25 protein-coding genes and 1 pseudogene are annotated in these 23,164 nt (G+C 34.5%); 20 read left to right on the forward strand and 6 right to left on the reverse strand.

The window, feature by feature from the left end; all coding sequences use genetic code 11:
- Nucleotides 1-503: 503 nt before the first annotated feature.
- A complete protein-coding gene (locus DET63_RS25380; protein ID WP_113938215.1) occupies nt 504-2,153 on the forward strand; it encodes a copper resistance CopC/CopD family protein in 1,650 nt (549 codons plus the stop codon).
- A 35-nt stretch (nt 2,154-2,188) separates the two neighbouring features.
- Nucleotides 2,189-2,809, forward strand: a complete 621-nt coding sequence (locus tag DET63_RS25385) for a YcnI family copper-binding membrane protein (RefSeq protein WP_002126863.1) — start codon at nt 2,189-2,191, stop codon at nt 2,807-2,809.
- Between the two features lie 117 nt (nt 2,810-2,926).
- Here DET63_RS25385 and DET63_RS25390 read toward each other — a convergent pair.
- Nucleotides 2,927-3,333: pseudogene (locus tag DET63_RS25390) on the reverse strand (alpha/beta fold hydrolase).
- A 186-nt stretch (nt 3,334-3,519) separates the two neighbouring features.
- Entirely contained in the window at nt 3,520-4,425 is a 906-nt protein-coding gene (locus DET63_RS25395) for a DMT family transporter (RefSeq protein WP_113938216.1), read from the reverse strand.
- A gap of 97 nt (nt 4,426-4,522) precedes the next feature.
- Between DET63_RS25395 and DET63_RS25400 the strand changes: the two genes are divergently transcribed.
- From DET63_RS25400 to DET63_RS25415, 4 genes are all read left to right on the forward strand, one after another.
- Nucleotides 4,523-5,392 carry a LysR family transcriptional regulator gene (locus DET63_RS25400; protein WP_002012297.1) on the forward strand — a complete coding sequence of 290 codons (870 nt, stop codon included), beginning with the start codon at nt 4,523-4,525 and terminating at the stop codon, nt 5,390-5,392.
- A gap of 118 nt (nt 5,393-5,510) precedes the next feature.
- Complete coding sequence (locus DET63_RS25405) at nt 5,511-5,942, forward strand: Rrf2 family transcriptional regulator (protein WP_002012300.1); 432 nt, start codon at nt 5,511-5,513, stop codon at nt 5,940-5,942.
- 104 nt (nt 5,943-6,046) lie between these two features.
- Nucleotides 6,047-6,697, forward strand: coding sequence for a DsbA family oxidoreductase (locus tag DET63_RS25410; protein WP_113938217.1), 651 nt, complete (start codon nt 6,047-6,049; stop codon nt 6,695-6,697).
- A gap of 73 nt (nt 6,698-6,770) precedes the next feature.
- Nucleotides 6,771-7,373, forward strand: coding sequence for a nitroreductase family protein (locus DET63_RS25415; protein WP_002012304.1), 603 nt, complete (start codon nt 6,771-6,773; stop codon nt 7,371-7,373).
- Nucleotides 7,374-7,537: 164 nt separating this feature from the next.
- Here the strand turns inward: DET63_RS25415 and DET63_RS25420 are convergent, their stop codons facing one another.
- A complete protein-coding gene (locus DET63_RS25420; protein WP_002031303.1) occupies nt 7,538-7,957 on the reverse strand; it encodes a GNAT family N-acetyltransferase in 420 nt (139 codons plus the stop codon).
- A gap of 217 nt (nt 7,958-8,174) precedes the next feature.
- Between DET63_RS25420 and DET63_RS30840 the strand changes: the two genes are divergently transcribed.
- The 3 genes from DET63_RS30840 (at nt 8,175) to DET63_RS25430 (ending at nt 11,204) form a co-directional block, all read left to right on the forward strand.
- Complete coding sequence (locus tag DET63_RS30840; RefSeq protein ID WP_002012306.1) at nt 8,175-8,309, forward strand: hypothetical protein; 135 nt, start codon at nt 8,175-8,177, stop codon at nt 8,307-8,309.
- Between the two features lie 107 nt (nt 8,310-8,416).
- Nucleotides 8,417-10,027 carry an amidase family protein gene (locus DET63_RS25425; protein WP_113938218.1) on the forward strand — a complete coding sequence of 537 codons (1,611 nt, stop codon included), beginning with the start codon at nt 8,417-8,419 and terminating at the stop codon, nt 10,025-10,027.
- A gap of 157 nt (nt 10,028-10,184) precedes the next feature.
- Complete coding sequence (locus DET63_RS25430; RefSeq protein WP_002031308.1) at nt 10,185-11,204, forward strand: AI-2E family transporter; 1,020 nt, start codon at nt 10,185-10,187, stop codon at nt 11,202-11,204.
- Between the two features lie 46 nt (nt 11,205-11,250).
- Here DET63_RS25430 and DET63_RS25435 read toward each other — a convergent pair whose 3' ends face one another.
- Together DET63_RS25435 and DET63_RS25440 are read right to left on the reverse strand one after the other, a co-directional pair.
- Nucleotides 11,251-11,535: a YesK family protein gene (locus DET63_RS25435; protein ID WP_113938219.1), complete on the reverse strand. Its 285-nt coding sequence runs from the start codon at nt 11,533-11,535 to the stop codon at nt 11,251-11,253.
- Nucleotides 11,536-11,647: 112 nt separating this feature from the next.
- On the reverse strand, nt 11,648-12,592 hold the full coding sequence (locus DET63_RS25440) for an L-lactate dehydrogenase (RefSeq protein WP_113938220.1): 945 nt from the start codon (nt 12,590-12,592) through the stop codon (nt 11,648-11,650).
- Between the two features lie 200 nt (nt 12,593-12,792).
- Here DET63_RS25440 and DET63_RS25445 point away from each other — a divergent pair, with 200 nt between their 5' ends.
- The 7 genes from DET63_RS25445 to DET63_RS25475 all read left to right on the forward strand — a co-directional run bounded on the left by DET63_RS25445 (nt 12,793) and on the right by DET63_RS25475 (nt 20,198).
- Nucleotides 12,793-14,229 carry a flavin monoamine oxidase family protein gene (locus tag DET63_RS25445; RefSeq protein WP_113938221.1) on the forward strand — a complete coding sequence of 479 codons (1,437 nt, stop codon included), beginning with the start codon at nt 12,793-12,795 and terminating at the stop codon, nt 14,227-14,229.
- Nucleotides 14,230-14,346: 117 nt separating this feature from the next.
- Entirely contained in the window at nt 14,347-15,264 is a 918-nt protein-coding gene (locus DET63_RS25450; RefSeq protein WP_181777958.1) for a CobW family GTP-binding protein, read from the forward strand.
- Between the two features lie 287 nt (nt 15,265-15,551).
- Nucleotides 15,552-16,769, forward strand: coding sequence for a substrate-binding domain-containing protein (locus DET63_RS25455; RefSeq protein ID WP_044444543.1), 1,218 nt, complete (start codon nt 15,552-15,554; stop codon nt 16,767-16,769).
- Between the two features lie 90 nt (nt 16,770-16,859).
- Complete coding sequence (locus tag DET63_RS25460; protein WP_002135736.1) at nt 16,860-17,633, forward strand: ABC transporter ATP-binding protein; 774 nt, start codon at nt 16,860-16,862, stop codon at nt 17,631-17,633.
- Nucleotides 17,611-18,312 (forward strand): branched-chain amino acid ABC transporter ATP-binding protein, encoded by a 702-nt coding sequence (locus DET63_RS25465; protein WP_113938223.1) that lies wholly within the window; start codon nt 17,611-17,613, stop codon nt 18,310-18,312. Before DET63_RS25460 ends, DET63_RS25465 begins: the two co-directional genes overlap by 23 nt.
- Nucleotides 18,313-18,334: 22 nt before the next feature.
- Nucleotides 18,335-19,195: a branched-chain amino acid ABC transporter permease gene (locus DET63_RS25470; RefSeq protein WP_002135738.1), complete on the forward strand. Its 861-nt coding sequence runs from the start codon at nt 18,335-18,337 to the stop codon at nt 19,193-19,195.
- A 49-nt stretch (nt 19,196-19,244) separates the two neighbouring features.
- Nucleotides 19,245-20,198: a branched-chain amino acid ABC transporter permease gene (locus tag DET63_RS25475; protein ID WP_113938302.1), complete on the forward strand. Its 954-nt coding sequence runs from the start codon at nt 19,245-19,247 to the stop codon at nt 20,196-20,198.
- Nucleotides 20,199-20,362: 164 nt separating this feature from the next.
- Here DET63_RS25475 and DET63_RS25480 read toward each other — a convergent pair whose 3' ends face one another.
- Nucleotides 20,363-21,151: a LysR family transcriptional regulator gene (locus DET63_RS25480; protein ID WP_113938224.1), complete on the reverse strand. Its 789-nt coding sequence runs from the start codon at nt 21,149-21,151 to the stop codon at nt 20,363-20,365.
- Nucleotides 21,152-21,271: 120 nt separating this feature from the next.
- On the opposite strand from DET63_RS25480, the gene DET63_RS25485 reads away from it, so the two are divergent.
- The 4 genes from DET63_RS25485 (at nt 21,272) to DET63_RS25500 (ending at nt 23,138) form a co-directional block, all read left to right on the forward strand.
- On the forward strand, nt 21,272-21,817 hold the full coding sequence (locus DET63_RS25485; RefSeq protein ID WP_113734663.1) for a DUF4865 family protein: 546 nt from the start codon (nt 21,272-21,274) through the stop codon (nt 21,815-21,817).
- A 45-nt stretch (nt 21,818-21,862) separates the two neighbouring features.
- On the forward strand, nt 21,863-22,273 hold the full coding sequence (locus tag DET63_RS25490; RefSeq protein WP_113938225.1) for a tautomerase family protein: 411 nt from the start codon (nt 21,863-21,865) through the stop codon (nt 22,271-22,273).
- Nucleotides 22,270-22,593 carry a carboxymuconolactone decarboxylase family protein gene (locus tag DET63_RS25495; protein WP_235661805.1) on the forward strand — a complete coding sequence of 108 codons (324 nt, stop codon included), beginning with the start codon at nt 22,270-22,272 and terminating at the stop codon, nt 22,591-22,593. Before DET63_RS25490 ends, DET63_RS25495 begins: the two co-directional genes overlap by 4 nt.
- Nucleotides 22,594-22,694: 101 nt before the next feature.
- Nucleotides 22,695-23,138: a MarR family winged helix-turn-helix transcriptional regulator gene (locus DET63_RS25500; protein ID WP_113938227.1), complete on the forward strand. Its 444-nt coding sequence runs from the start codon at nt 22,695-22,697 to the stop codon at nt 23,136-23,138.
- Nucleotides 23,139-23,164: the final 26 nt, after the last annotated feature.

Below are 23,164 nucleotides of genomic sequence, written 5' to 3' on the forward strand. Positions count from 1 at the left end.
ATTTAAAAAAGATGACTCCTGTTGGATACAGAAATCATCTTCTTGATGTTGCCTAACTTTTTTCAAAATGTCCTTTACAAAGGGTACAGATTATAACGTAATACCTTTTTTATTTATCCCGCTATTTGTTGGCAATAAGATTCCCGCTTCAAAAGTCGGAGAATGCGAGGGAGTTAGGTGGGAGATCGAATGCCCGTAAAAGTCCCACTGATTAAAGTTTCACTTTATGTATTTCACATTTTCTTCACAAATGATTCACGATAACTTTTCTTCTTAGGGAACTTACATAAATATATTTTATGCTATAATGATAATCAACTTTAAAAATATTAGTAATATCTATGAAGGTAGCTACTATTATATTAGAAGTATAGAGGTGAGGAATAAATAGAGAGTGATACTAAATAAATCCTTATACTTAATCAGGTTAATATTTTATCAAGAAATAAAACTTGGGAAGTAAAAAGTAATGAAAGTGTAGTGACGAAAAAGAAAGAAGTGAAATGATTGTGAAAGTAATACGAAGGCTAGGGGCATGGCTATTAATTGCGTGCGTGTTGATCATATTGATACCAAAAAGCGCATCCGCTCATGCGTACGTTGTGAAATCAAATCCTGCTGAAAATGAAACGTTAAAGAAAGCACCATCTGTTGTGAAAATTGAATTCGATGAGGACATACAAGTTTCAAGTTTTAATATATTGTTCGTAAGAGATACCTCAGGTCAAAGAGTAGATTTAAAAGATGCTCATATTGATACGAAAAACAAAAAATTATTAGAAGCTGGTTTAAAAGAGAATCTCAAAAATGGTCTTTACTCTATTCAGTGGAAAGCTATTTCAGCTGATGGACATCCAATTCAAGGAGTTATTCCATTCCGTATTGGACTAGCAGAAGCGGGAACAGATGATATAAAAGTAGAAGAGATGGGCTATGTTCCCCAAATCGATATGATTATGGAACGCGGAATTTTATATACAAGTTTTTCTCTATTTATCGGTGTTCTATTATTTAACCTTATCCTTTATAAAGGAAGTGCAAGTCAAGTTCAGTCGAGGAGTAAGAAAATAATATGGATATCATTATTTGGGATATTTATTAGTTTACTATTCAATCTACCATTGCAGGCGAAAATAAATGCTGATGTTTCGTGGTTAGAAGCATTCAATCCTATATTATTAAAAGAAACATTACAACTATCTGTTTTTCGTTATGTATGGATCACTCAAATGGCTCTTATTAGTATGCTGATGATTGTTACATATTTTGCAGTGAAGCGTGAGAAGCTTTCGTCGTTTAAAGTATGGAGCATTCCAATTGTATTATTTATTGGGTTACTTGTTATGAAAGCCTTTAATAGTCACGCATATGGTATAAGGTTTAAAGAAATTGCTGTCGTTATGGACTTTCTGCATTTATTCGCAGCTTCGTTATGGATGGGGGGGCTATCATCGATTGTTCTTCTGTTACGTAAAGAGGATGACAAGTGGACTATGTATTGGGATGCGATTAAGCGTTTTTCGCCATGGGCAACAGGTGCTGTCATTGTGATTTTATTAACGGGTCTCTTTAACAGTACATTTTTTATTCCCACGATCCATTCCCTATTTGATACGAAGTATGGATTGGCCTTATTAGCAAAGATACTTTTATTCGTGTGTATGGGGATATTGGGAATTTTTCATTATGTGAAAGGGAGAATACGAGCGCAGCAAAGGTTAGGAGCTACGGTGAAAGTAGAGTTTATCATTGGAATTATCGTTTTCGTAATCGTAGCTTTTATGACAAACGTACAAACGCCGCCGATGCCTCCTACGGGACCTTTTACAGAGAGTAAACAATTAGATAATGGATATGAACTTACTTTACATGTAAGTCCTAATAAGGTAGGACAGAATACATTTCATATTACTTTGAAGGATGAGAATGGACAGCCTGTTACTGATATGGAACAAATTGTATTGACGACTCAATCTTTAGATATGAATATGGGCAAAGGTTCATTTAAAGTTTCGGCAGTGTCACCGGGAGAATATGAAGCGGACGGTATGTATATTAACATGACAGGAAACTGGAATATACAAGTTCACGGATTAACAAAATCTCTTGATAGTTTCGATACGGATTATAAATTTATTGTAGGTGGCAGATAAAAAAGACGTTATAAATGAAAAGGAGTTTATAGAAAATGAAACGTATAAAAAAATTAGGAACAACAATGATCGCAACAATAATTGCAATGGGGATTTTTTCGTTACCTGTTAGTGCTCACGTAACTGTGAAACCAGCAACTTCTGACGTTAGCTCTTGGGAGACTTATACAATAAAGGTACCTGTTGAAAAGAATATGGCAACAACAAAAGTCACACTGAAAATACCGTCTGGAGTCGAGTTTCAACAGTACGAGCCAGTGCCAGGGTGGAAAGTGGAAGAACAAAAAGATGCAGCTGGAAAAGTTAAAACTGTAATATGGGAAGCAACAGGAGAAGGGATTTTACCTGGTCAGTTCCAACGATTTACTTTCGTTGCTAAAAATCCAGATAAAGAGCAACAAATAGCTTGGAATGCATATCAACAGTATAAAGATGGAGAAATTGTTGAATGGACAGGCGATGAGAAAGCTGAAAAGCCCCACTCACTTACTACGATTGCAAAAGGTACATCATTAACAGGAGAACATGGTGAAGTATCTAGTGTGGAAAAAAATGAAGGTACAAGTAATATGCAAACAATAGCAATTGTCTTATCAGTTTTAGCGATTGTATCTTCCGTAGGTACGTGTGTTTTTGTAGTACGTCGTAAAAAGTAGGGAACATTGAAAGGTCTCATTGAAAGTAATGAGACCTTTGTTAATAAAATTTTGAGATTAAGCAGCTTCGAGGGGATTAGAGCTACAAATACAACATGGTTTATTAAGCTAAGGAGCTCAATTGACTGTCATTACTTCTTCTGGTAGGTTATCGTGCTTAAGCCAGTTTTCAATTAAAGTATTAAATAGTTTGGGATTTGCTAAAGGGATTCCATGACCGATTTTAGGAATGATAATACCTGTGCAATTAATACTTGAGCACCTAACGAAAACCCGATTACTATAACAGTTTTACCTTGTCCTTTTTCTTCAACTAATTCAATGATTTTTTCAGCACTAAAGTGTATTGAAAAATGATCCTTACTACTATTTTCCCCTTGCTCGGGTAAATCAGGAACAAGACAGTGAAAGTTAGTAAAATGTTTAACTTGATTGTCCCACATCCATCCACTGACTCCGCCACCATGAATAAAAACCATAAGTGGAGAGCTTAAATCTCCAAATTCTTTATACTGTAAAACCATATAATTCCCCCTTATGATTAGAATTGTTAGTCCATACATATGTATTAGAGATAATATTTTCTACTTAATTATCATCATACAATAAAAAAGAAAAATTTCCCTTTTGCTAAGATGTTAAGTGACTGTACTGATAAAATGGTAAAAAAGAAAGAGCCTACAAGTGGTAGACTCCTTTCTCATATCTATTTATTTCACTTCAACTTGCTGCCTTACAGCAAGTGCTTTCGGCTTTATATTTACAAAACAAATGCTTACGATAATAAATAAAAGTCCGATGAATAAGCTAATTGTAATGGCCTCATGTAAGAAAATAGAGCTTACAATAATAGCGATCAGTGGGATAAGGAACGTATAAGCCCCAACTTTACTTGCCTCACCAGCTCCTACAAGTGTAAAGTAAGCGAGCCATCCCATTGCAATAACAAAGAACGAGATGAATAGTAGTACACTTACAAATGGTATACTCCAAGCGATGCTAGACCAGCTTTCAAATTCTGAACCAAATCCGATTAAGCAAAGTCCGCCAATAATAAGCTGAAGTGTTACCATCCAAATAGCATTAACGCGGTGTCCAGTTTTCTTAATAAATACTGTGCCGAGTGCCCAGCCGATAGCGCACCCTAAAGCAAGTAGTACACCGATAATAGAAATATGTCCAGTTAAACTACTAGAGCTAATAACCCCAACACCAATAAATCCAAGAATAAGTCCGAAAATTTTCAAGCCGTACATAGATTCTTCAAGCCAAATCCATGAGAAAATGCCGAGTAAGACAGGTTGGAGAAATACGATTGCGGAGAAGAGTCCGGCGGGCATATACTGAAGTCCGACAGTTTGTAGTCCGTAAAACAAAATAATATTGAGTAAAGATGAAATAAAGTATAAATGCCAAGTTTCCTTTAAATTTAATTGTTTGTATCTCGGTAATGCGAAAGTAAGTAAGATAAATCCTCCTATTAATGTTCTAATCCCTGCAAAGAGTACGGGTGGTGTGTAATGCAGAGCGAATTTTGATAACGGCCAATTAATTCCCCACATAATAACGAGAAATGTAAGGATTATGGCCGTCTTAGTTCGAGAAAGCTGTGTCACTGTAATCCCTCCTTGTTGTATTCCATTTCACTATGATATGATATCGACTATGATAAATAAAATGAATCTTTTTTATAAGGAGTATAAGTGATTAGTTATGACCATTACACAACTTCAAGTTTTAATTAAAACGGTTGAATTAGGGAGTTTTACGAAGGCTGCCGGGATGTTAAATATGACACAGCCAGCTGTAAGTCATGCGATTTCAAGCATTGAGTCAGAGTTAGGCGTTACCATTCTTATACGCGATAAACGAAAAGGGCTAATCGTTACGGATGTTGGAAATAGAATTCTTGTACATATTAGAGAAATCTTAAACGGCGTTGAGAAGATTGAACAAGAAGTAGCGATGGAGAAAGGGCACGAAGTTGGGACGATTCGAATTGGGAGTTTTCCGAGTGCTTCTGCACATTTCTTACCCAAAATGATAAATCTTTTTAAGGAGAAGTATCCGAACTTAGAAGTCGTTCTTTGTGAAGGCACGATTAAAGAAGTTGAAGATTGGTTAGTATCGAGGGTTGTTGATATAGGAATTGTTATCTTGCCTAATAAAGATATGGAGATCGTGCCCTTAACGAAGGGGAAAATGGTTGTTGTCTTAAGAGAGGATCATCCTCTTTGTAAGAACGATTCTATTACAATAGGTGATTTAGAGAATGAACCGATCATATTATGTAAGGGTGGGTACGAACCACCCATTATCGATATGTTTAAACAAGCGAACGTACCACTTCGGGCTGAATATATAATTTCCACAGTTACAACAGCTTTAAATATGATTCAAGAAGGATTAGGAATCGCAATTTTGGCTGAGTTATCTTTAACGAGTTTACCAAAGAATATACAAACGAGAGAATTGGAACCACAAGTATGGAGAGAAATTGCTTTAGCTGTTCCTTCATTAAAGGATTCTTCAATCGCTGTGCAGCTATTTATTGAAGAATTTCAAGACTTGTTTGCAGAATAAGAAGAGGTGTCTCATATATTGTAATGGGGCACTTTTTATTTGCTTTAAAAAATTTGTAAAAAGGATTGACTTATACTCTAGTTGTAACTATAATGATTACATCGAGGTGGTAATCACAATGAAAATTAGTAGCCGCTTTTCTATAGCTGTTCATATTTTATCTATTTTGAAAAACAATCCATCTTCAGTTTGTACTTCGGACTATATGGCCGAAAGTGTAAATACAAATCCGGTAGTAATTCGAAAAATAACGTCTTACTTGAAACAAGCTGAGTTTGTATACGTCAAACGCGGTCCGGGTGGCGCGGGATTATTAAAGGATTTACATGAAATCACATTATTAGATGTGTATCATGCAGTGAATGTAGTGGAAGAAGACAAACTATTTCACATTCATGAAAAACCGAATCCAGACTGTCCAATTGGGGCGAATATTCAAGCTGTTTTAGAGGTTATTTTAGTTCAGGCGCAATCTGCGATGGAAGAAGTGTTGAGAAATATTACGATGGGGCAGTTATTTGAATCTTTACAACAAAAAATGAATGCATAATATGATAATTGCAAGTCTCTAAAAGGGAATGCATATTTTTTTCTCGAAATTGTAACCGTTTTGGTTACATTTAAAAAATAAAAAGAAGGTAAGGTGCAAATAATATGACTGTGAAAATGAAAGTATACTCAGATTTTATATGCCCGTTTTGCTTTTTAGCAAAAGGTCCATTAGATGAAGTAGCGAAAGAGAAAGATGTAGAAATCGAATGGATGCCATTTGAATTGCGTCCAAGTCCATATTCTAAAATAGATCCTTGGAACGAGCCAGATAAGTTAGGTTCATGGGATTCTTTCATTCTTCCTACTGCAAAAAAATTAGGGATTGAAATGCGTCTGCCACGTGTTTCTCCGCATCCATATACACATTTAGCTTTTGAAGGGTGCCAATTTGCGAAAGAGCGTGGACTTGGAAATGAGTATCATCACCGAGTATTTACTGCGTTTTTCCAAGAAGAGCAAAACATTGAAGATATTGATGTATTAACGAAATTAGCGGTAGAAGTAGGGCTTCCTGAAGCAGAATTTAAAGATGCTTTAGTAACTCGTAAATATAAAGAAAAACATCAAGAAGCGATTCAACATGCATATGATGAATCGAATATTATGGCGGTACCAACTGTAATGATTGGAGATGAAGTCATTCAAGGACTTGCTAGTAAAGAAATGCTAGAAAGAGTAATTGATAAAGAAATCGAAAAGGATAAAACAAATTCATTTGAAGGTATGCAATGTAAGGCGGATGGATATTGCTAATTCGTCTTGCATGAAAGACTCAAATTGATTTGTTTAAATAAAAATAATAAAACATATATTTGGAGGAATTAAAATGTCAGCAACTACAACAAACTTAAAAGAAGCAATCGTGAACCGTCGTTCAATTCGTAAAGTAACAAAAAACGCTACAATTACAAAGGAAAGAATTGAAGAAGTATTAAAAACAGCTTTACATGCACCAACTTCTTTCAATATGCAAAGTGGCCGTATGGTTGTATTAATGGATGGAGAGCATGAAAAGTTTTGGGATATCGTAAAAGAAACGCTTAGATCACGCGTACCAGCAGAAAACTTTGAAGCGACTGTAGAAAGACTAAAAGGTTTCCATGCAGGTGTAGGTACCGTTTTATTCTTTGAAGATCAAGCAACTGTAGAAAAAATGCAAGAAAATGCACCGTTATATAAAGATCAATTCCCATTCTGGTCTCATCAAGGTAATGCAATGTTACAACATACTGTATGGATGTTATTATCAGCTGAAGGAATTGGCGCATCATTACAACATTACAATCCAATCGTAGATGCTGAAGTGAAAGAAACATGGAATATTCCAGCGGAGTGGAGTTTAGTAGGACAAATGCCATTTGGTGAGCCAAATGAACAACCAGGGGAAAGAACATTCTTACCTACTGAAGATGTAGTGAAATTTTATTAAGAAATTTAATATATACAGAGTTAAATAAATGAAAGGAGAGTACATATATAGCTATATATGTACTCTCCTTTCGTATGTAATGTTTAAATGCGATTGTGGAAAAGGTTACTGCAAGAATAATTTCTTTCATATGAATCGAAGTTTTCCCTACAATTAAAAATCTATCATGTTTTTGAAATGACAGTAAACATCCCCGTCATGTTTGGTGAGTAATTTTTAAAATCAAATTTTTCATAGAACGATTCTTTACCTTGTGATGCAAATAAACCGACAAACGCCTTATCAGGGGCATTCTCATTTAAGTATGCAACCAAAAGATGCATTATTTCTTTCCCAATACCATGTTTCTGATAATCCGGATGAACCACTATATCTTGAATATAGAAATAGATAGATCCATCACCAACAATTCTCCCCATGCCCACAATTTTTTCATTATCTTTGACCGTGATGCAGTGAATAGAATGCTTCAGTGAAGTATCCGCTACTTCAAAATTCATATAATTAGTCCATCCAACAGAATCACACAAATATTTGTACTCTTCCAATGTTGGAATGTTATGTTTAAACTCATATGTTTTCAAAATGCATCCTCCATGTCCTTAAATTCAATAAGTATATAAATTCGAGATATTTTTATCTATTCCTCTTACGCAACAGAACTCCTTTTAGTTATTGAATACTATATCATCTGTCTCGTCTATTTAATTTAGTCCAGCTTCCCTATTCGTATTGGTGTTAATTTATGTGCATTTAGGGAAGAAATATAAGAAATAATCTGGTGAGAAAGGAAGTGGGAACATGAATGATGAGAAAAAATATACAGTTGTCGGTACTGATGTTGATGAAGTGAAACGTTTAAATAAAAATTCAGGGTTAACATATAATCAGGTGAAGGAATTGTTAGCAAAGCAAATGCAAAAAAAAAGTAATTAGATTGAAATCTTTCATTTTTTCATTTAGCATTTTGATTGGAGAGAGTTAAGTAAAAGGTAACTCTCTTTTTTATATAAATGAGCAACTTTTAGAGTGGAGGAAGCAACATGAAAAAATGGGTAAAGATAACGTTGTCTATCGCTGGAGGTATTGTTCTATTGGTGTGTGCCGGAGGATATTACGTGTATAAAAATTATTTTCCAAAGGAACCTGAGCGTATTGTATATGATAAAGACAGAGTGTTAAAACCGATACATAATCAGCTTAAAGGGATCGACATAGATAATATAAAGATAAAAGAAAAAGAAGTTGTAAATACGACTGTGGATGAGCTTCAAAAAATGGTTGATGATGGGAAATTATCATATGAAGAATTAACGAGTATTTATCTTTTTAGAATACAAGAACATGATCAAAATGGAATATCATTAAATGCTGTTACAGAGATTAATCCTAATGCAATGGAGGAAGCACGACAGTTAGATAAAGAGAGATTTTTAAATAAGAAATCGAACTTATACGGCATTCCTGTCATCGTAAAAGATAATGTACAAACAGCGAATGTTATGCCGACAAGTGCTGGAACTTATGTATTAAAAGATTGGATTGCAGATGAAGATGCGATGATTGTGAAGAAGTTGAAAGAAGAAGGGGCGTTTGTTTTAGGAAAAGCAAATATGTCTGAGTGGGCGAATTATTTATCTTTTACAATGCCAAGTGGATATAGTGGGAAGAAAGGACAAAATTTAAATCCATATGGCCCGATTACATTTGATACATCAGGATCGAGTTCAGGATCTGCTACAGTGGTTGCAGCTGATTTTGCACCGCTTGCAATCGGGACGGAAACGATGGGATCCATAGTAGCACCGGCAACGCAACAATCAGTAGTTGGGTTACGTCCGTCTTTAGGTATGGTTAGCAGAACAGGAATTATCCCGTTAGCTGAAACACTTGATACAGCAGGGCCAATGGCAAGAACGGTCAAAGATGCAGCAACGCTATTTAATTCAATGGTAGGTTATGATGGAAAAGATGCTATGATAGAAAAAATGAAAGATAGAGATAGAATGGATTATACGAAGGAGTTATCGATAGATGGATTAAAGGGGAAAAAGATAGGGATTCTTTTTTCTATAGAACAACAAGATGAAATTAGAAAAGCAGTAGCGAAAAAGATTAGAAAGGACCTTGAAGATGCAGGTGCAATATTGACTGATGATGTTCAGTTAAACAGCGAGGGTGTAGATAATCTGCAAACATTAGAATATGAGTTCAAGCATAATGTTAACGATTATCTTTCACGGCAAAAAAATGTGCCAGTAAAATCGTTAGAAGAGATTATAGCGTTTAATAAAAAGGATAGTAAACGACGAATAAAGTATGGACAAACATTAATTGAGGGTTCTGAGAAATCTGCTATAACGAAAGATGAGTTTGAAAAAATAGTTCAAACGAGTCAAGAAAATGCAAGAAAAGAGCTAGATAGGTATTTAGTAGAAAAAGGTTTGGATGCTCTTGTGATGATTAATAACGATGAAGTTCTTCTATCAGCTGTGGCTGGTTATCCAGAATTAGCAGTGCCGGCAGGATATGATTCTGATGGTCAGCCGGTAGGTGTAGTGTTTGTTGGGAAACAGTTTGGTGAAAAAGAACTTTTTAATATTGGATATGCGTATGAACAGCAATCTAAAAATAGACGTTCTCCTAAAATATAGAGTTGAAAAATAGTTTTTAGAAAAGTATTAGATGAAAAATCAGACATTAAAAAAGAAAAAAAGGATTCTTCCTAATTAGTAAGAAAGATTGTCTATAGAAGTTCATAAAATGTAATATATCCAATTTCCATCCATTGAAGGGGGAGGTTAATTTTTAATGAATGAAGTGAAAAATTTCTTTCGAAGTAGAGGGTTTCAACGGTTTCTCGTTTTAATAATATTAGTGCTTGTATTGTATGGATTAAAAAGTATGATTAATTTAATATTAATTACGTTTATTCTCACGTTTTTGATGGATCGATTTCAAAAGTTTATTTCAAAAAAATTAAAAGTAAATAGGAAAGTGGTTATTGCTGGTTTATATATTGTATTAGTGACGTTTATTGTAACTACACTATATAAATATTTGCCTGTACTAACGATACAAATTTCACAATTGATTTATCAATTTAAATTGTTTTTTCAAAACCCACCTGATAACGAGATAATTAAATATGCACTTTCGACAATTAATGGAATGGAAGTATCGAAATATATCGAACAAGGTGTAGATGTCATTTATCAATCGATAGCAAACATAGGAAAAGTCAGTTTACAAATACTACTTTCTCTTATTTTAAGTTTATTTTTCTTATTAGAAAAAGAACGCATTATAGCATTTACTTCGAAATTTAAAGATAGTAAGCTGAAAATTTTTTATGAGGAGATTGCATATTTCGGTGAAAGGTTTGCAAGGTCGTTCGGAAAAGTGATTGAAGCACAGTTTTTAATTGCGGTTGTAAATTGTGTGCTCACTGTAATTGCGCTTGTCATTTTAGGATTTCCACAGCTTCTTGTATTGGCTGTCATGGTCTTTCTACTCGGTTTGATTCCAGTTGCTGGTGTTATCATTTCCTTGTTTCCACTTTGTATCATTGCCTATAACGTCGGCGGGGTTGTGTATGTTGTTTACATACTAGTGTTCATTACAGTAATCCACGCTCTGGAAAGTTATTTATTAAATCCAAAATTTATGTCTGCAAAAACGAATTTACCTGTTTTTTATACATTTATGATTCTTATCTTTTCAGAGCATTTCCTCGGAATATGGGGGCTTATTATTGGGATTCCAATCTTTATCTTTTTATTAGATGTACTTGATGTAAATAATGATGAACCGATTAAAGATAATAAGTGATAGAAAATGATCGATGTTTTCTCTTGATGAAAACATCGGTCATTTATTATTTTTTCTTTGGAGGAGGTAGTTTAATGAAGGTATTTGCGATTAAAGCTATAATAACAGCAGCAAAAATAAAGACTGCGATTACACTAACTTCCATACCTGCCCATCCTCCTACAAGGAAGATACTTATCGGTATTGCTAACAAGCTTAAAATAATTAGAATCAATCCGAGATTCTTATCATATTTTTTAGTTGGAAATAGCGTTCTGATGATTAAGAAGAGGAAAAGTATTAAGGATGCTACAGCTAGCAAGAGGATTGCAATCGTCAAAGAATCATTCATGAAATCACCCCTTTTTATAGATAATATTACTGTTTAAATTGAGGGGGAACTATAAAAATATAAAAAAGCAATCCAATATAAATCGGATTGCTTTTTTGATTGGAAAATATGATTAAAGAACAGGAGCCATTGTTTCTTTCAATACTTGAACAGAGTGATCGAATTTTAATTCTTCCTCTTCACTTAGTTCAACTTCTAAAATTTCACGAACACCGCCGCGGTTTAAAACAGCAGGTACGCCGATATAAACATCTTGTTGGCCGTATTGACCTTCAAGATATGCTGATACAGTTAATACGCTGTTTTCATTGCTTAAGATTGCTTTCGTAACACGTAAAAGTGACATGCCGATGCCGTAGTATGTAGCACCTTTTCGTTCAATAATGTGATAAGCTGCATCACGAACGTTTACGAAAATATCATCTAAATCTTTTTGGTTATATGTGTTGTCTTTTTCAAGAAGCGTTTGTAGTTTTTGAATACCAATTGATACGTGACTCCACACCGGAAGTTCTGTATCACCGTGCTCTCCGATAATATAAGCGTGAATGTTATGAGGTCCAATATCGAAGTACTCACCTAACATATAGCGGAAACGAGCTGAGTCAAGAGTTGTACCAGAACCGATTACGCGTTCTTTCGGTAATCCAGATTCTTTCCAAGTTACGTAAGTTAAAATATCTACAGGGTTTGTTGCGATTAAGAAGATGCCATCAAAGCCGCTATTCATAATGCTACGAACAATTTGTTTGAAAATTTTAGCGTTTTTCTCAACTAAATCTAAACGTGTTTCACCTGGTTTTTGTGGCAATCCAGCTGTAATTACAACAAGATCTGCGTCTTTACAATCTTCATAACTACCTTTCCAAACCTTTGTTGGAGCTGGTGCGAAAGGTACGGCATGGCTTAAGTCCATTGCTTCTCCTTCAGCTTTTGCTTCATTTACATCAACTAAAACAAATTCTTCAGCTACAGCTTGGTTAATCATACAGTAAGCATAACTACATCCAACTGCTCCTGTTCCTACTAATACAACACGGTTAATACCTTTTTTCATTTCAAAATTCCTCGCTATTTCATAAATTTTATTATGTAAGATAATACGTCTTACTTCTATAGTTTCATATCTATTTTATTACATTTTATAAAAGATATTCAAGTGATTGAAAATGTATCCACTCAATTGCTTGAATGAAACATAGGAATCCTGTTAAACGAATATAATTCAGTAAAATCCTTCATAAAAGGGGAATGGGCATGGGGAATCCATTATCGATGGAACAAATGCTTCAAATTATTCATGAAGGGCTTGCCAAAACGAATAACCCCAAACGGATTACAATTGCCGGTGCAGGGATGTCTGGATTAGTTGCAGCATCTTTATTAAAAGAGGCTGGGCACGAGGTAACGATTATAGAAGCAAATAACAGAATAGGTGGCAGGGTGTATACGATTCGGGAACCATTTAGTGCAGGATTATATTTTAACGCAGGTCCTATGCGTATTCCGGATACTCATGATTTAACTTTAGCCTACATTCGTAAATTTAAACTACCGTTAAACCTTTTTATTAATAAAACTTCTTCAGATATAATTTATACGAATAACAAAAGAACGAGATTGGATGTGTTTGAAAAGGACCCAAGTGTACTTGGATATCCAGTTTTAGATAAAGAAAAGGGGAAAACGGCAGAAGGATTAATGTTAGAGGTATTGGAACCGATACTTAATTATATTAAGAAAGATCCTAATAAAAACTGGATTATTGTTGAAAAAAAGTATAAAACATATTCGCTCGGTTCATTTTTAACCGAGTATTATTCAGATGGGGCAATAGATATGATCGGAGTACTTCTTGATATGGAAGCATACATGGGAATGTCTTTAATTGAAGTATTACGCGAAATAATCTTTTTCACTTCAACGACGAAATATTATGAGATAACGGGCGGAATGGATAAATTACCAAATTCATTTTTACCAGAGCTAAAGGATAATATTTTTATGTCGTATAAAGTAGAAAAAATTATACAGGAAGATAATAAAGTAATGATGCAAGTAACACATGAACAAACGTTAAATTCATTTATAGTAACTGGTGACATCGCTATTGTCACAATTCCATTTTCAGCTTTGCGATTTGTAGAAGTTCAGCCATATCATTTATTCTCTTATTATAAAAGGCGGGCAATTCGTGAATTAAATTATATTGCTTCAACTAAAATTGCGATAGAGTTTAAAAGTAGATTTTGGGAAAGAGCAGGACAATATGGTGGTAAGTCAATTACAGATTTACCTATCCGCTTTACATATTATCCGAGCTATGGAATTCATACACCAGGGGCGGCTATCGTTTTAGTGAGTTATACGTGGGCAGATGAGGCGTTAACGTGGGATAGTCTCTCGAATAGAGAACGTATTCGTTATGCGTTGAAAAATTTAGCGCAAATATATGGAAATGTGGTTTATAGTGAGTATGTTGCGGGAGAATCTTTTAGCTGGAGTCAAAATCCGTATTCTTGCGGAGCATTTACAGCTTTTGAACCAGGGCAAGAGCTTGAATTGTTTCCATATATTACGCCGCCAGCGGGTAGAGTGCACTTTGCAGGAGAACATACGACATTAACACATGGATGGATGCAAGGAGCAATCGAGTCTGGAATTAGAGTTGCTCATGAAGTGAATGGAAAATGAAACGATAATCTAGCAGTTTTGTTTACAAATAGGTATTCTTTTAATAAAATGATAAATATAAATCGTAATAATTACGCTTTGAATAAATTTGAAGTAGAGAAATGGATGGTCGGTCGAATGAGTAAAGTAGAAATTCATATATTAGGTGGTTTTTTAGGTAGCGGAAAATCAACATTGCTGCAAAATTTATTATTAGCAGAAAAGAAGAAAAATCGAAAAGTTGCAGTTTTAATGAATGAAATCGGTGAATACTCGGTAGATACAGATATTATTGGAAAAGAGAATGTGTTAAGGGAACTTCTGAAAGGATGTATTTGTTGTACGTTAAAAGAAGAGCTTGAAATTCAATTACATTCTTTATATCAACAAGAAAGACCAGATGTAATTTATATAGAAACAACAGGTGTCGCACATCCAATTGAAGTGTTAGATGCATGTGTATCACCAATTTTAGCTCCTTTCCTTGAAGTGAAATCTATAGTAGTCGTATTAGATGCAGTAAGATGGTTAAACCGAAGTATATTAAGTGCAAATGTACAACAGCTATTACATGAGCAAATGAAATATGGAAGTCATATTCTTATTAATAAATCAGATTTATTAACAGATTCGGATAAGCACAAAGTACTTGAAGACGTAAAAGCAATAAATAATCATGCGAAATTGTTTGAAACAAAATATTGTAATATATCTTTAGAAGACATAGAAGAAGCTGAATTTACGAATGATGGGGAACATGAGACACTACATGTCAAACAGCATTTACATATACAAACGATGACGTATCAATTTACGAAATCGATTGATCAAGATAAATTATACGAATGGCTTTCGAATTTACCAGATAGTATTTATCGCGTAAAAGGATTTGTGAAATTCCATGGAGATAAATACCCTCACTTATTCCAATATTCATTTGGCGTACCAACTTTACTGGAACAAGACTTCGGTTTCCCGACAAATTTGGTAGTAATAGGGGAAGGATTAGATAAGAAGCAATTGGTTGAGGGGTTAGAGAAAGTCGAAAATAATTAATCATTTTTTTTTAGGTAAGCTGCAAATAATTGACTTAATGAATTAAGTTAATTATTTGCAGCTTTTTGCGTGATGATTACTGTAGTGAAACAGTAATTTCATTTGAACAACGGAATATATATTGATTGTATGTCCGTTTCCATTTAATAGGAAGGTGATTATAGATTTGTGCCGAATGTAGAGGTTACTACAAGAGTTTTCCATTACCAATTTTAAAGTCATGATTACGGACAGGGGAATTTGGCGTGTTTGATTCTATCAGAAAGTAAAGTATGGGGAGGATCACAATGTCGATGAAAAAACGTAAATGGCTAAGAACGGTGGTTACTGGTTGTGTTTTAGGGTCATTATTAGTAACAGTAGCTTGTTCGGGAAAGAAGACAAGTACAGAAGATGAAAAAACGATTAAGGTAGGGGTTCTTGCTTCGTTAACAGGTCCATTAGAATCGTATGGAAAACAAACAGTGAACGGGTTTGAATTAGGGTTAGATTATGCAACTGGTGGAACTGGGAAAGTGGAAGGGAAGAAGATTAAGTTTGTTGTAGAAGATACGGAAACGAAAGCCGATGTAGCGGTTAAGAAAGCTACGAAATTATTAGAAGAAGAGAAAGTTGATTTTTTAGTCGGATCATCTAGTTCAAGTGATACATTAGCAGTTTTACCACTAGCTGAAGAGTATAAAAAGATTATGGTTGTAGAACCAGCAGTTGCTGATAGTATTACCGGGAAGAACTGGAATAAATATATTTTTAGAACAGGTAGAAACTCTTCGCAAGATGCGATTGCTGGGGCTGCCTCAATTGCTAAAAAAGATGTAAAGATTGCGACGTTTGCTCCAGATAATGCTTTCGGTCGTGAAGGGATTGCAGCATTTAAAGCGGGAGCAAAGAAATTAGGTGCGAATATTGTAAACGAGCAATACGCGGATACGAATTCAACTGATTTCACTGCAAATATTCAAAATATTATTAGCTCAAAACCAGATTATTTATTTATCGTTTGGGCAGGTGCGAATTCACCATGGAAACAGTTGAAAGATATGAATGTGGAAGCGCAAGGTATTAAAATTTCTACTGGTGCACCTGATATACCAGCATTAAAAACGATGGATGCACTAATAGGGATGCAAGGGTTTTCTGTTTATTATCACTCACTTCCAAAGAATAAGGTGAACGATTGGCTAGTAGAAGAACATAAAAAACGTTTTAATGGTGCTGTTCCAGATCTGTTTACAGCAGGAGGAATGTCAGCGGCAATTTCTATCGTCGAATCTTTAAAGAAAACGAAGGGCGATACAGATGTAGATACACTTATTAAGAAAATGGAAGGGATGGAATTTGAGACACCGAAAGGAAAGATGAAATTTAGAGAGAAGGATCATCAAGCATTACAAACTCTATATTCTATAACGCTGAAAAAGCAAGATGGTGTTGATTATCCAGTACCAGTGTTAGAGAGAGAATTAACGATGAAAGAGACAGAACCATCAATTCAGAATAAATAGACTGAATTTTCTGTTGTTTTTGTATAAAGAGGGAATACCCTCTTTATACTTGTTTCTTTCATAAACATGGCTTTCAGTGGGAGGGATTTTATGACACATTTGTTAGAGACGAAAAATCTTTGTGTATCTTTTGGGGATCATCATGTTATTAAGGATGTTAATTTAACGGTACAAAAAGGAAAGCTCATTTCAATAATTGGACCGAATGGTGCTGGAAAGACAACACTATTCAATTTATTAAGTGGGCAAATTTCTCCGACGAAAGGTGAAGTTTATTTTAAAGGACAGGATATTACAAAATTATCAATTTCAGATCGAACGCGCTTGGGGATTGGTCGTTCTTTTCAGCTGACAAATATTTTTCCAGAGCTAACAGTGCTTGAAAATGTACGTCTAAGTGTTCAATCGTTTGTTCAGGATTATTACAGTTTCTTTCCGAATGCAGCCAAGTTAAAGCAGCAAACTGGAGAAGCGAGACGTCTTTTGAAGACAGTACTCCTTCACGAGAAAGGGGACGTATTAGCTAAGGATTTAGCTCACGGAGAAAAAAGAAAGTTAGAGCTTGCTATGTTATTAGCATTAAAAACGGATGTATTACTACTAGATGAGCCGACAGCAGGTATTTCTGTTGAGGAAGTTCCGGCTATATTACAAGTAATCGAAAATATTAAAAAGAATCCAGAGAGCACAATCGTACTTATCGAACACAAAATGGATATGGTGCTAGATTTATCAGATCATCTTATCGTTTTATTTCATGGAGAGTTATTGGCTGAAGGATTGCCGGAAGAAATGATGAAAGACGAGCGAGTACAAAGTGCTTATTTAGGGGGATTATATAGTGGCACTACTACAAGTGAATAATATAGAGACGTATTTAGATCAGTTTCATATTTTACAAGGGGTGTCCCTTTCGGTTGAGAAGGGAACGATTACAGTATTGTTTGGAAGAAATGGAGCTGGAAAAACAACAACATTACGCTCGGTTATGGGGTTTCACCGGATAGCAAATGGAGAAGTTTATTATGATAGTACACAAGTAAATGGATTATCTACACATTTAATTTCAAGGAAAGGAATAGGGTATGTACCAGAAAATCAAGGTATTTTTCACGACCTGACAGTAGAAGAAACATTCGCTCTTGCTAGGGGGAAGGGAGAAGAAGCGGAAGAAAAAATAGACTGGATGCTTGAATTATTTCCAGATTTAAAGCAATTTTGGCACAAAAAAAGCGGACTCTTAAGCGGAGGGCAAAAGCAAATGCTAGCAATTTCAAGAGCATTTATTAATAGTGATGGTTTATTACTTATTGATGAGCCGAGTAAAGGGCTGTCTCCAATTATGATAGAAAAATTAATGGTAGCAATTTTGAAAATGAAGGAAAAAACGACTGTTTTACTTGTTGAACAAAATTTTATGATGGCTAGTCAAATCGGTGATTATTTTTACATTATGGATAATGGGCGCATTGTGCATAACGGTTTCATGGAGGAACTGCGAGAGGATAAGGAAACATGTCATAAATATTTAGGTATTTCTTAACATTGATACGGGGGGATAGAACGTGGATGTGCTAATTAACTTATTTGTAAATGGCGTTTCGACAGGGATGCTTATTTTTTTATTAGCGTCTGGTCTATCACTTATTTTCGGTTTAATGAGCGTACTAAATTTTGCGCATGGCGGTTTATTTGCATGGGGAGCATTTACAGGTGTTTGGTTATTTAATATGACAGATAGTTATTTATTAGCGCTAATTGGGGCAGTCGCTATGGGTATGTTTCTCGGTTTCATTTTAGAAAGATTTCTTATTAGACCAGTGTATGGAAACCATGTGCGGCAGCTTCTCGTGACACTCGGAGGAATGCTCGTTCTTAGCGAGTGCATCAAAATATTTTGGGGTCCTAATCCAATTGCTGCAAAATTACCGTTATGGTTACAAGGTAGTTATACATTTGAAGGCGTTATATTAATTAAATATCGTCTATTCGTTATTTTAATTGGGATCATCATTTACATTGCCTTACTATTATTGCTCAAAAAAACAAAGATAGGTCTTATGATTCGCGCAGGTGTAATGGATAAAGAGATGGTTCAAGCGCTCGGTATTAATGTAAAAGCGATATTTTCTTTCGTCTTTTTATTAGGAGCAGGGATGGCGGCTTTGGGAGGTTTCTTATTAGCACCGTATTCAGGTGTTATTTTCGCCGAGATGGGTATGCAGTATGCGATTTTAGCTTTTATAGTAGTGATAATTGGAGGATTAGGAAGCGTACAAGGTTCAGCAATCGCTTCTTTAATTGTTGGATTAGCTGGTGCTTTTACAGCATATTTTATACCGGATTTATCACTTGCAATTAATATGTTAATGTTACTATTTTTCTTAATAGTGAAGCCAACGGGCCTTGTTGGTGAAAAGGGGTGAAACGGTGAACAGCACATCAAATCGAATTAAAGTATACTTCGGAGTATTTATGCTCATTTGTTTAAGTGTATTTCCATTCGTAAATGATTCACGGAGCTTGTTAATTTTGTTCACTCAAATCTTCATCTTTGCTATTTTTGCAATGAGTTTTGATGTATTACTTGGATATACAGGAATTGTATCATTCGGCCATTGTATGTTCTTTGGAATAGGGGCGTATGGTGTGGCACTCTTATTTGATCGGCAAGGGGTGTCTATAACGAACTTTTTTATAGGAATAGCAGCCGCAATTATTGTATCAGCCATCGTTAGTTATATAATCGGTTTGCTTTCTTTACGGCTGAAAAGTCATTTTTATGCAATGTTAACGCTCGCTATTTCCCAGCTGTTTTTTGTACTTGCTGAAAAATGGCGTTCACTGACTCACGGAGGAGATGGATTTACATTTCGTGTACCAGATATATTCCGTGATCGTTTTACATTTTATTATATAACATTTATATGTCTAATCGTCATTTTCATCTTGTTACGTCTTTTCACAAAGTCTTCAATTGGGAAAGTATTAAAGGCGATTTCACAAAATGAACAACGAGTTGAAGCACTTGGCTATAAAGTTCTTCATTATAAAATTATTGCTAGTGTTGTTGCAGGAGTAGTTGCAGCGATTAGCGGTGGTTTATTTGTCATCACATTACGCTTTGTAAATACGACGGTATTTTCAATTGAAATGACGTTAAATGCATTATTGATGACAATGATTGGGGGAGTTGGAACGTTAATCGGAGCTATTGCTGGAGCAGGAATTATTGAATCACTAAAATATTATTTATCAGAACTAGCTACAGAGTATCCGATTTTTGAACGATGGACGATTATTCTTGGTTTATTGTACATTATCGTGCTACTAGTTTTTCCGAAAGGGTTAGTTGGAACAGTTAAGAAGTTGAAGAATTTTAAAAGGGGTAAGAAGGAGAAGAGCACAGGGGTGGAGCAGAACGTGTAAAATAAGTTTTCAAGATGAAAAGGGATGTCCTAGTAGTTAGACATATTAACTAGGTAACATCCCTTTTTATTTTATTAGGCCGTACGATATTATATGAAGTTATATTAGCGATTCGAAAAGGGATATCTATTTACCCGTAAAATACGACAAGTGTAGCCTCTTTATTAATTAAATAGTTCACCTGGAATCACTTTATTTAAGTCTCGAGTTGTAAAGAAGTTAATAGGTAGTTTTTCAACCGCGACATTTTCAACTGAAACTAATTTATCATTTCTAATCGGTAAAAAAGCTATCCCATTTCCCTCAACAATAAACTCTTCAATAAGCGAATAAGAATCTAACTGTTGAAGTTGATGCTGAGATAGATTGTTTTCTTTTAGAAATTGTATTGTCATATTTCTAAAAGGGCACTTTTTATCGTTACTAACAAAGAAAAGTTCTTTTGAAAAGTCAATGTTACACTGTTCTTTCGCTTTTAATAAGCCTACAGAAATTGAAGTGGTGAATACTTTTTTAAACGCTGCGTCGGGATAATCCTCATAAGTTATGACCATATCAACTTTTTGTTGCTGTAGTAGTTTTTGTAAATGGCTACTACTTTCTATATATATTTGATAATTCCTGAAATTTTCTTTAATACGCATACTTAAATAATTAGTCAAAATAGATTGTGACGTCGCTATTACATAAGAAGAAGCACTTGTTTTAATTTCATCTTTCGCTTCTTCTAAAAGAGCTAATATTTTATTCGTGTAGTCTAATAAAATGTCACCAGAAGGTAACAGGGAGACACCTTTGTTATCTCTATGTAGTAAAGGTGTTTCCAATTCTTGTTCTAATTTTTTGATTCGCTCAGTTACATTTGGTTGTACATAGCCTAGCTCTTTAGCAGCTTTACTAATAGATCCTTCGTTAGCTACAGTTTTGAATATAATAAGATCATTTATTTCCATTCATTTCAGCCCCTTATACGGTATCATTATAAATGATATCAAACATAATTTATACCTATTTTACGTCAGCCGATCATCGGTTTATCATTATGTATATAAGATCGAAAGTGAGTGATAAACATGATTGGTATGCAATATAAGGTCATTTTACCAAAGGATTATGACATGGAGATTATTAAAAAAAGGGTAAAGGATAATGGGTTTAAAACTGATGGTTTTCAAGAACTAAATTTTAAGGCTTATTTAATTACTGAGACAGGTAAGGATGGGAATTTCTATAACTGTTATGCACCTTTATATATGTGGAATGGTCATGAAGGGATGAACAAATTTATATTCGAAGGGTATTACGATAATATTTTGCAATCGTTTGGGTGGCAACAAATAAATATAGGTGTTCCATTAGTTGTTAATTTAAGTAATGATTTTAGAAAAAGTAGATATGCTGTTGAATATGCAGGGAGTATTTCTCAAAGTAAATCGCTGATTGGGACGCAATTAAATAAAGTAAATGAAAATGTGCAAAACATAGAAAAATGTTTAGGAAATGTAATAGTTTATAATCCGGATAAGTGGGGATATAGTCAATTCAGTTTTTATAAGGAAAAGCCTGAAATAGATGTAATGGACGATGTTACTATTTATGAGATTTTACATATTTCATGAGGATATGTTGTTGAATGCTAAATTAAGAAAAAGGAATGAAAATGTATGCCTTTTGTGAACGTTTATTATCATGAAGATATAGTAAATAAAGAAGAGTTGAAAAAGATAGGTGAATGTATCCATCTTTCATTAATTGAACATTTTAACATCCCTGAAAATGATTATTTTCAAATATTTTTACCTTATCAACGAAATCAATTTTTGTATAATCCATATTATTTGTTGGAAAGAGGAGAAATGAGAACTGAGAATATGATTCATGTTTCTATTACATGTGGACCTGGAAGAACAGTACAACAGAAAAAAGGTTTGTATCAATCTATATCCTTTGAAGTTTCGGAATGTTCCAACGTAAAAGTTACTGACATTTTTATTACATTACATGAGACAGATGCTGAAAACTGGTCATTTGGTCAAGGGATGGCACAATTGGTAAAAATGAAGGGAGCAAAATGATGAATGAACCAATTGAATTTTATATTCCAAAGAAAATGAGAGAAATAGCACCTGTATTTTCTCATTATAGTGAAGAGATATTATTTGAGGAAGTGTGGCGGGATGCCGCTTTAACATTAAGAGAAAGAAGCTTATGTACATTGTCGGCACTAATCAGTCTTGGTAATACAGAACAATTATCATTTCATCTGAAGCTAGCTAAACAAAATGGGATAATGGAGAATGAATTAGTTGCATTAATAACACATATGGCTTTTTACGTTGGTTGGCCAAAAGCTGTGGCAGCTTTAAATATAGCAATGAATGAAATGGAAAGTTAAGAATAATGATTTTGGGAGGTATTTTTAACATATTTCTACTTGCATTACTATCACTTGAGTGGTAAAGTGATAGTAAGATCAACGCTAGGAAGTGATGAAACATGCGTGAAAATACGATAGGATCGTTAATATGGCTACGTTTAATACGATTTACGAACCAAAGTAATCAAATGTCAAATGAGTTTTTAAAACGTTTTGATTTAACAACAGCCCAATTTGATGTGCTTTTGCAAATACGGACTTATCAGCCATTAACACAAATGGAGTTAGCAGAAAAGGTTACCGTTACACAAGGCGGCATTTCTCGAATGTTAACACGTCTTGAAAAAGAAGGATATATTATACGAAAACAAGATTGGAAAACGAAAACAATTAGTCTTACAGGGCAAGGGGAAGCGGCTTTAGAAAGAGCATTGCCAGAGCAACTTGCATTTCAATCATCATTTTTTGATGATGTATTAAATGAAGAAGAGCAGAAAATACTATACGAGTTGATGTCAAAAGTTCATAAGCATAGTGAAAAAAAAGAATTACCGAATGAGTAATTTTTTTTACTTAATCAATTGACTAA

It is taken from the genome of Bacillus sp. DB-2, assembly GCF_003315125.1.
Lineage (GTDB): Bacteria > Bacillota > Bacilli > Bacillales > Bacillaceae_G > Bacillus_A > Bacillus_A mycoides.

What these genes read in the sequence shown, in the direction of transcription:
- DET63_RS25380 (WP_113938215.1), top strand. Translation starts at nt 504, where the DNA reads ATGATTGTGAAAGTAATACGAAGGCTAGGGGCATGGCTATTAATTGCG.
- DET63_RS25385 (WP_002126863.1), top strand. Translation starts at nt 2,189, where the DNA reads ATGAAACGTATAAAAAAATTAGGAACAACAATGATCGCAACAATAATT.
- DET63_RS25400 (WP_002012297.1), top strand. Translation starts at nt 4,523, where the DNA reads ATGACCATTACACAACTTCAAGTTTTAATTAAAACGGTTGAATTAGGG.
- DET63_RS25405 (WP_002012300.1), top strand. Translation starts at nt 5,511, where the DNA reads ATGAAAATTAGTAGCCGCTTTTCTATAGCTGTTCATATTTTATCTATT.
- DET63_RS25410 (WP_113938217.1), top strand. Translation starts at nt 6,047, where the DNA reads ATGACTGTGAAAATGAAAGTATACTCAGATTTTATATGCCCGTTTTGC.
- DET63_RS25415 (WP_002012304.1), top strand. Translation starts at nt 6,771, where the DNA reads ATGTCAGCAACTACAACAAACTTAAAAGAAGCAATCGTGAACCGTCGT.
- DET63_RS30840 (WP_002012306.1), top strand. Translation starts at nt 8,175, where the DNA reads ATGAATGATGAGAAAAAATATACAGTTGTCGGTACTGATGTTGATGAA.
- DET63_RS25425 (WP_113938218.1), top strand. Translation starts at nt 8,417, where the DNA reads ATGAAAAAATGGGTAAAGATAACGTTGTCTATCGCTGGAGGTATTGTT.
- DET63_RS25430 (WP_002031308.1), top strand. Translation starts at nt 10,185, where the DNA reads ATGAATGAAGTGAAAAATTTCTTTCGAAGTAGAGGGTTTCAACGGTTT.
- DET63_RS25435 (WP_113938219.1), bottom strand. Translation starts at nt 11,535, where the DNA reads ATGAATGATTCTTTGACGATTGCAATCCTCTTGCTAGCTGTAGCATCC.
- DET63_RS25440 (WP_113938220.1), bottom strand. Translation starts at nt 12,592, where the DNA reads ATGAAAAAAGGTATTAACCGTGTTGTATTAGTAGGAACAGGAGCAGTT.
- DET63_RS25445 (WP_113938221.1), top strand. Translation starts at nt 12,793, where the DNA reads ATGGGGAATCCATTATCGATGGAACAAATGCTTCAAATTATTCATGAA.
- DET63_RS25450 (WP_181777958.1), top strand. Translation starts at nt 14,347, where the DNA reads ATGAGTAAAGTAGAAATTCATATATTAGGTGGTTTTTTAGGTAGCGGA.
- DET63_RS25455 (WP_044444543.1), top strand. Translation starts at nt 15,552, where the DNA reads ATGTCGATGAAAAAACGTAAATGGCTAAGAACGGTGGTTACTGGTTGT.
- DET63_RS25460 (WP_002135736.1), top strand. Translation starts at nt 16,860, where the DNA reads ATGACACATTTGTTAGAGACGAAAAATCTTTGTGTATCTTTTGGGGAT.
- DET63_RS25475 (WP_113938302.1), top strand. Translation starts at nt 19,245, where the DNA reads ATGCTCATTTGTTTAAGTGTATTTCCATTCGTAAATGATTCACGGAGC.
- DET63_RS25480 (WP_113938224.1), bottom strand. Translation starts at nt 21,151, where the DNA reads ATGGAAATAAATGATCTTATTATATTCAAAACTGTAGCTAACGAAGGA.
- DET63_RS25485 (WP_113734663.1), top strand. Translation starts at nt 21,272, where the DNA reads ATGATTGGTATGCAATATAAGGTCATTTTACCAAAGGATTATGACATG.
- DET63_RS25490 (WP_113938225.1), top strand. Translation starts at nt 21,863, where the DNA reads ATGCCTTTTGTGAACGTTTATTATCATGAAGATATAGTAAATAAAGAA.
- DET63_RS25495 (WP_235661805.1), top strand. Translation starts at nt 22,270, where the DNA reads ATGATGAATGAACCAATTGAATTTTATATTCCAAAGAAAATGAGAGAA.
- DET63_RS25500 (WP_113938227.1), top strand. Translation starts at nt 22,695, where the DNA reads ATGCGTGAAAATACGATAGGATCGTTAATATGGCTACGTTTAATACGA.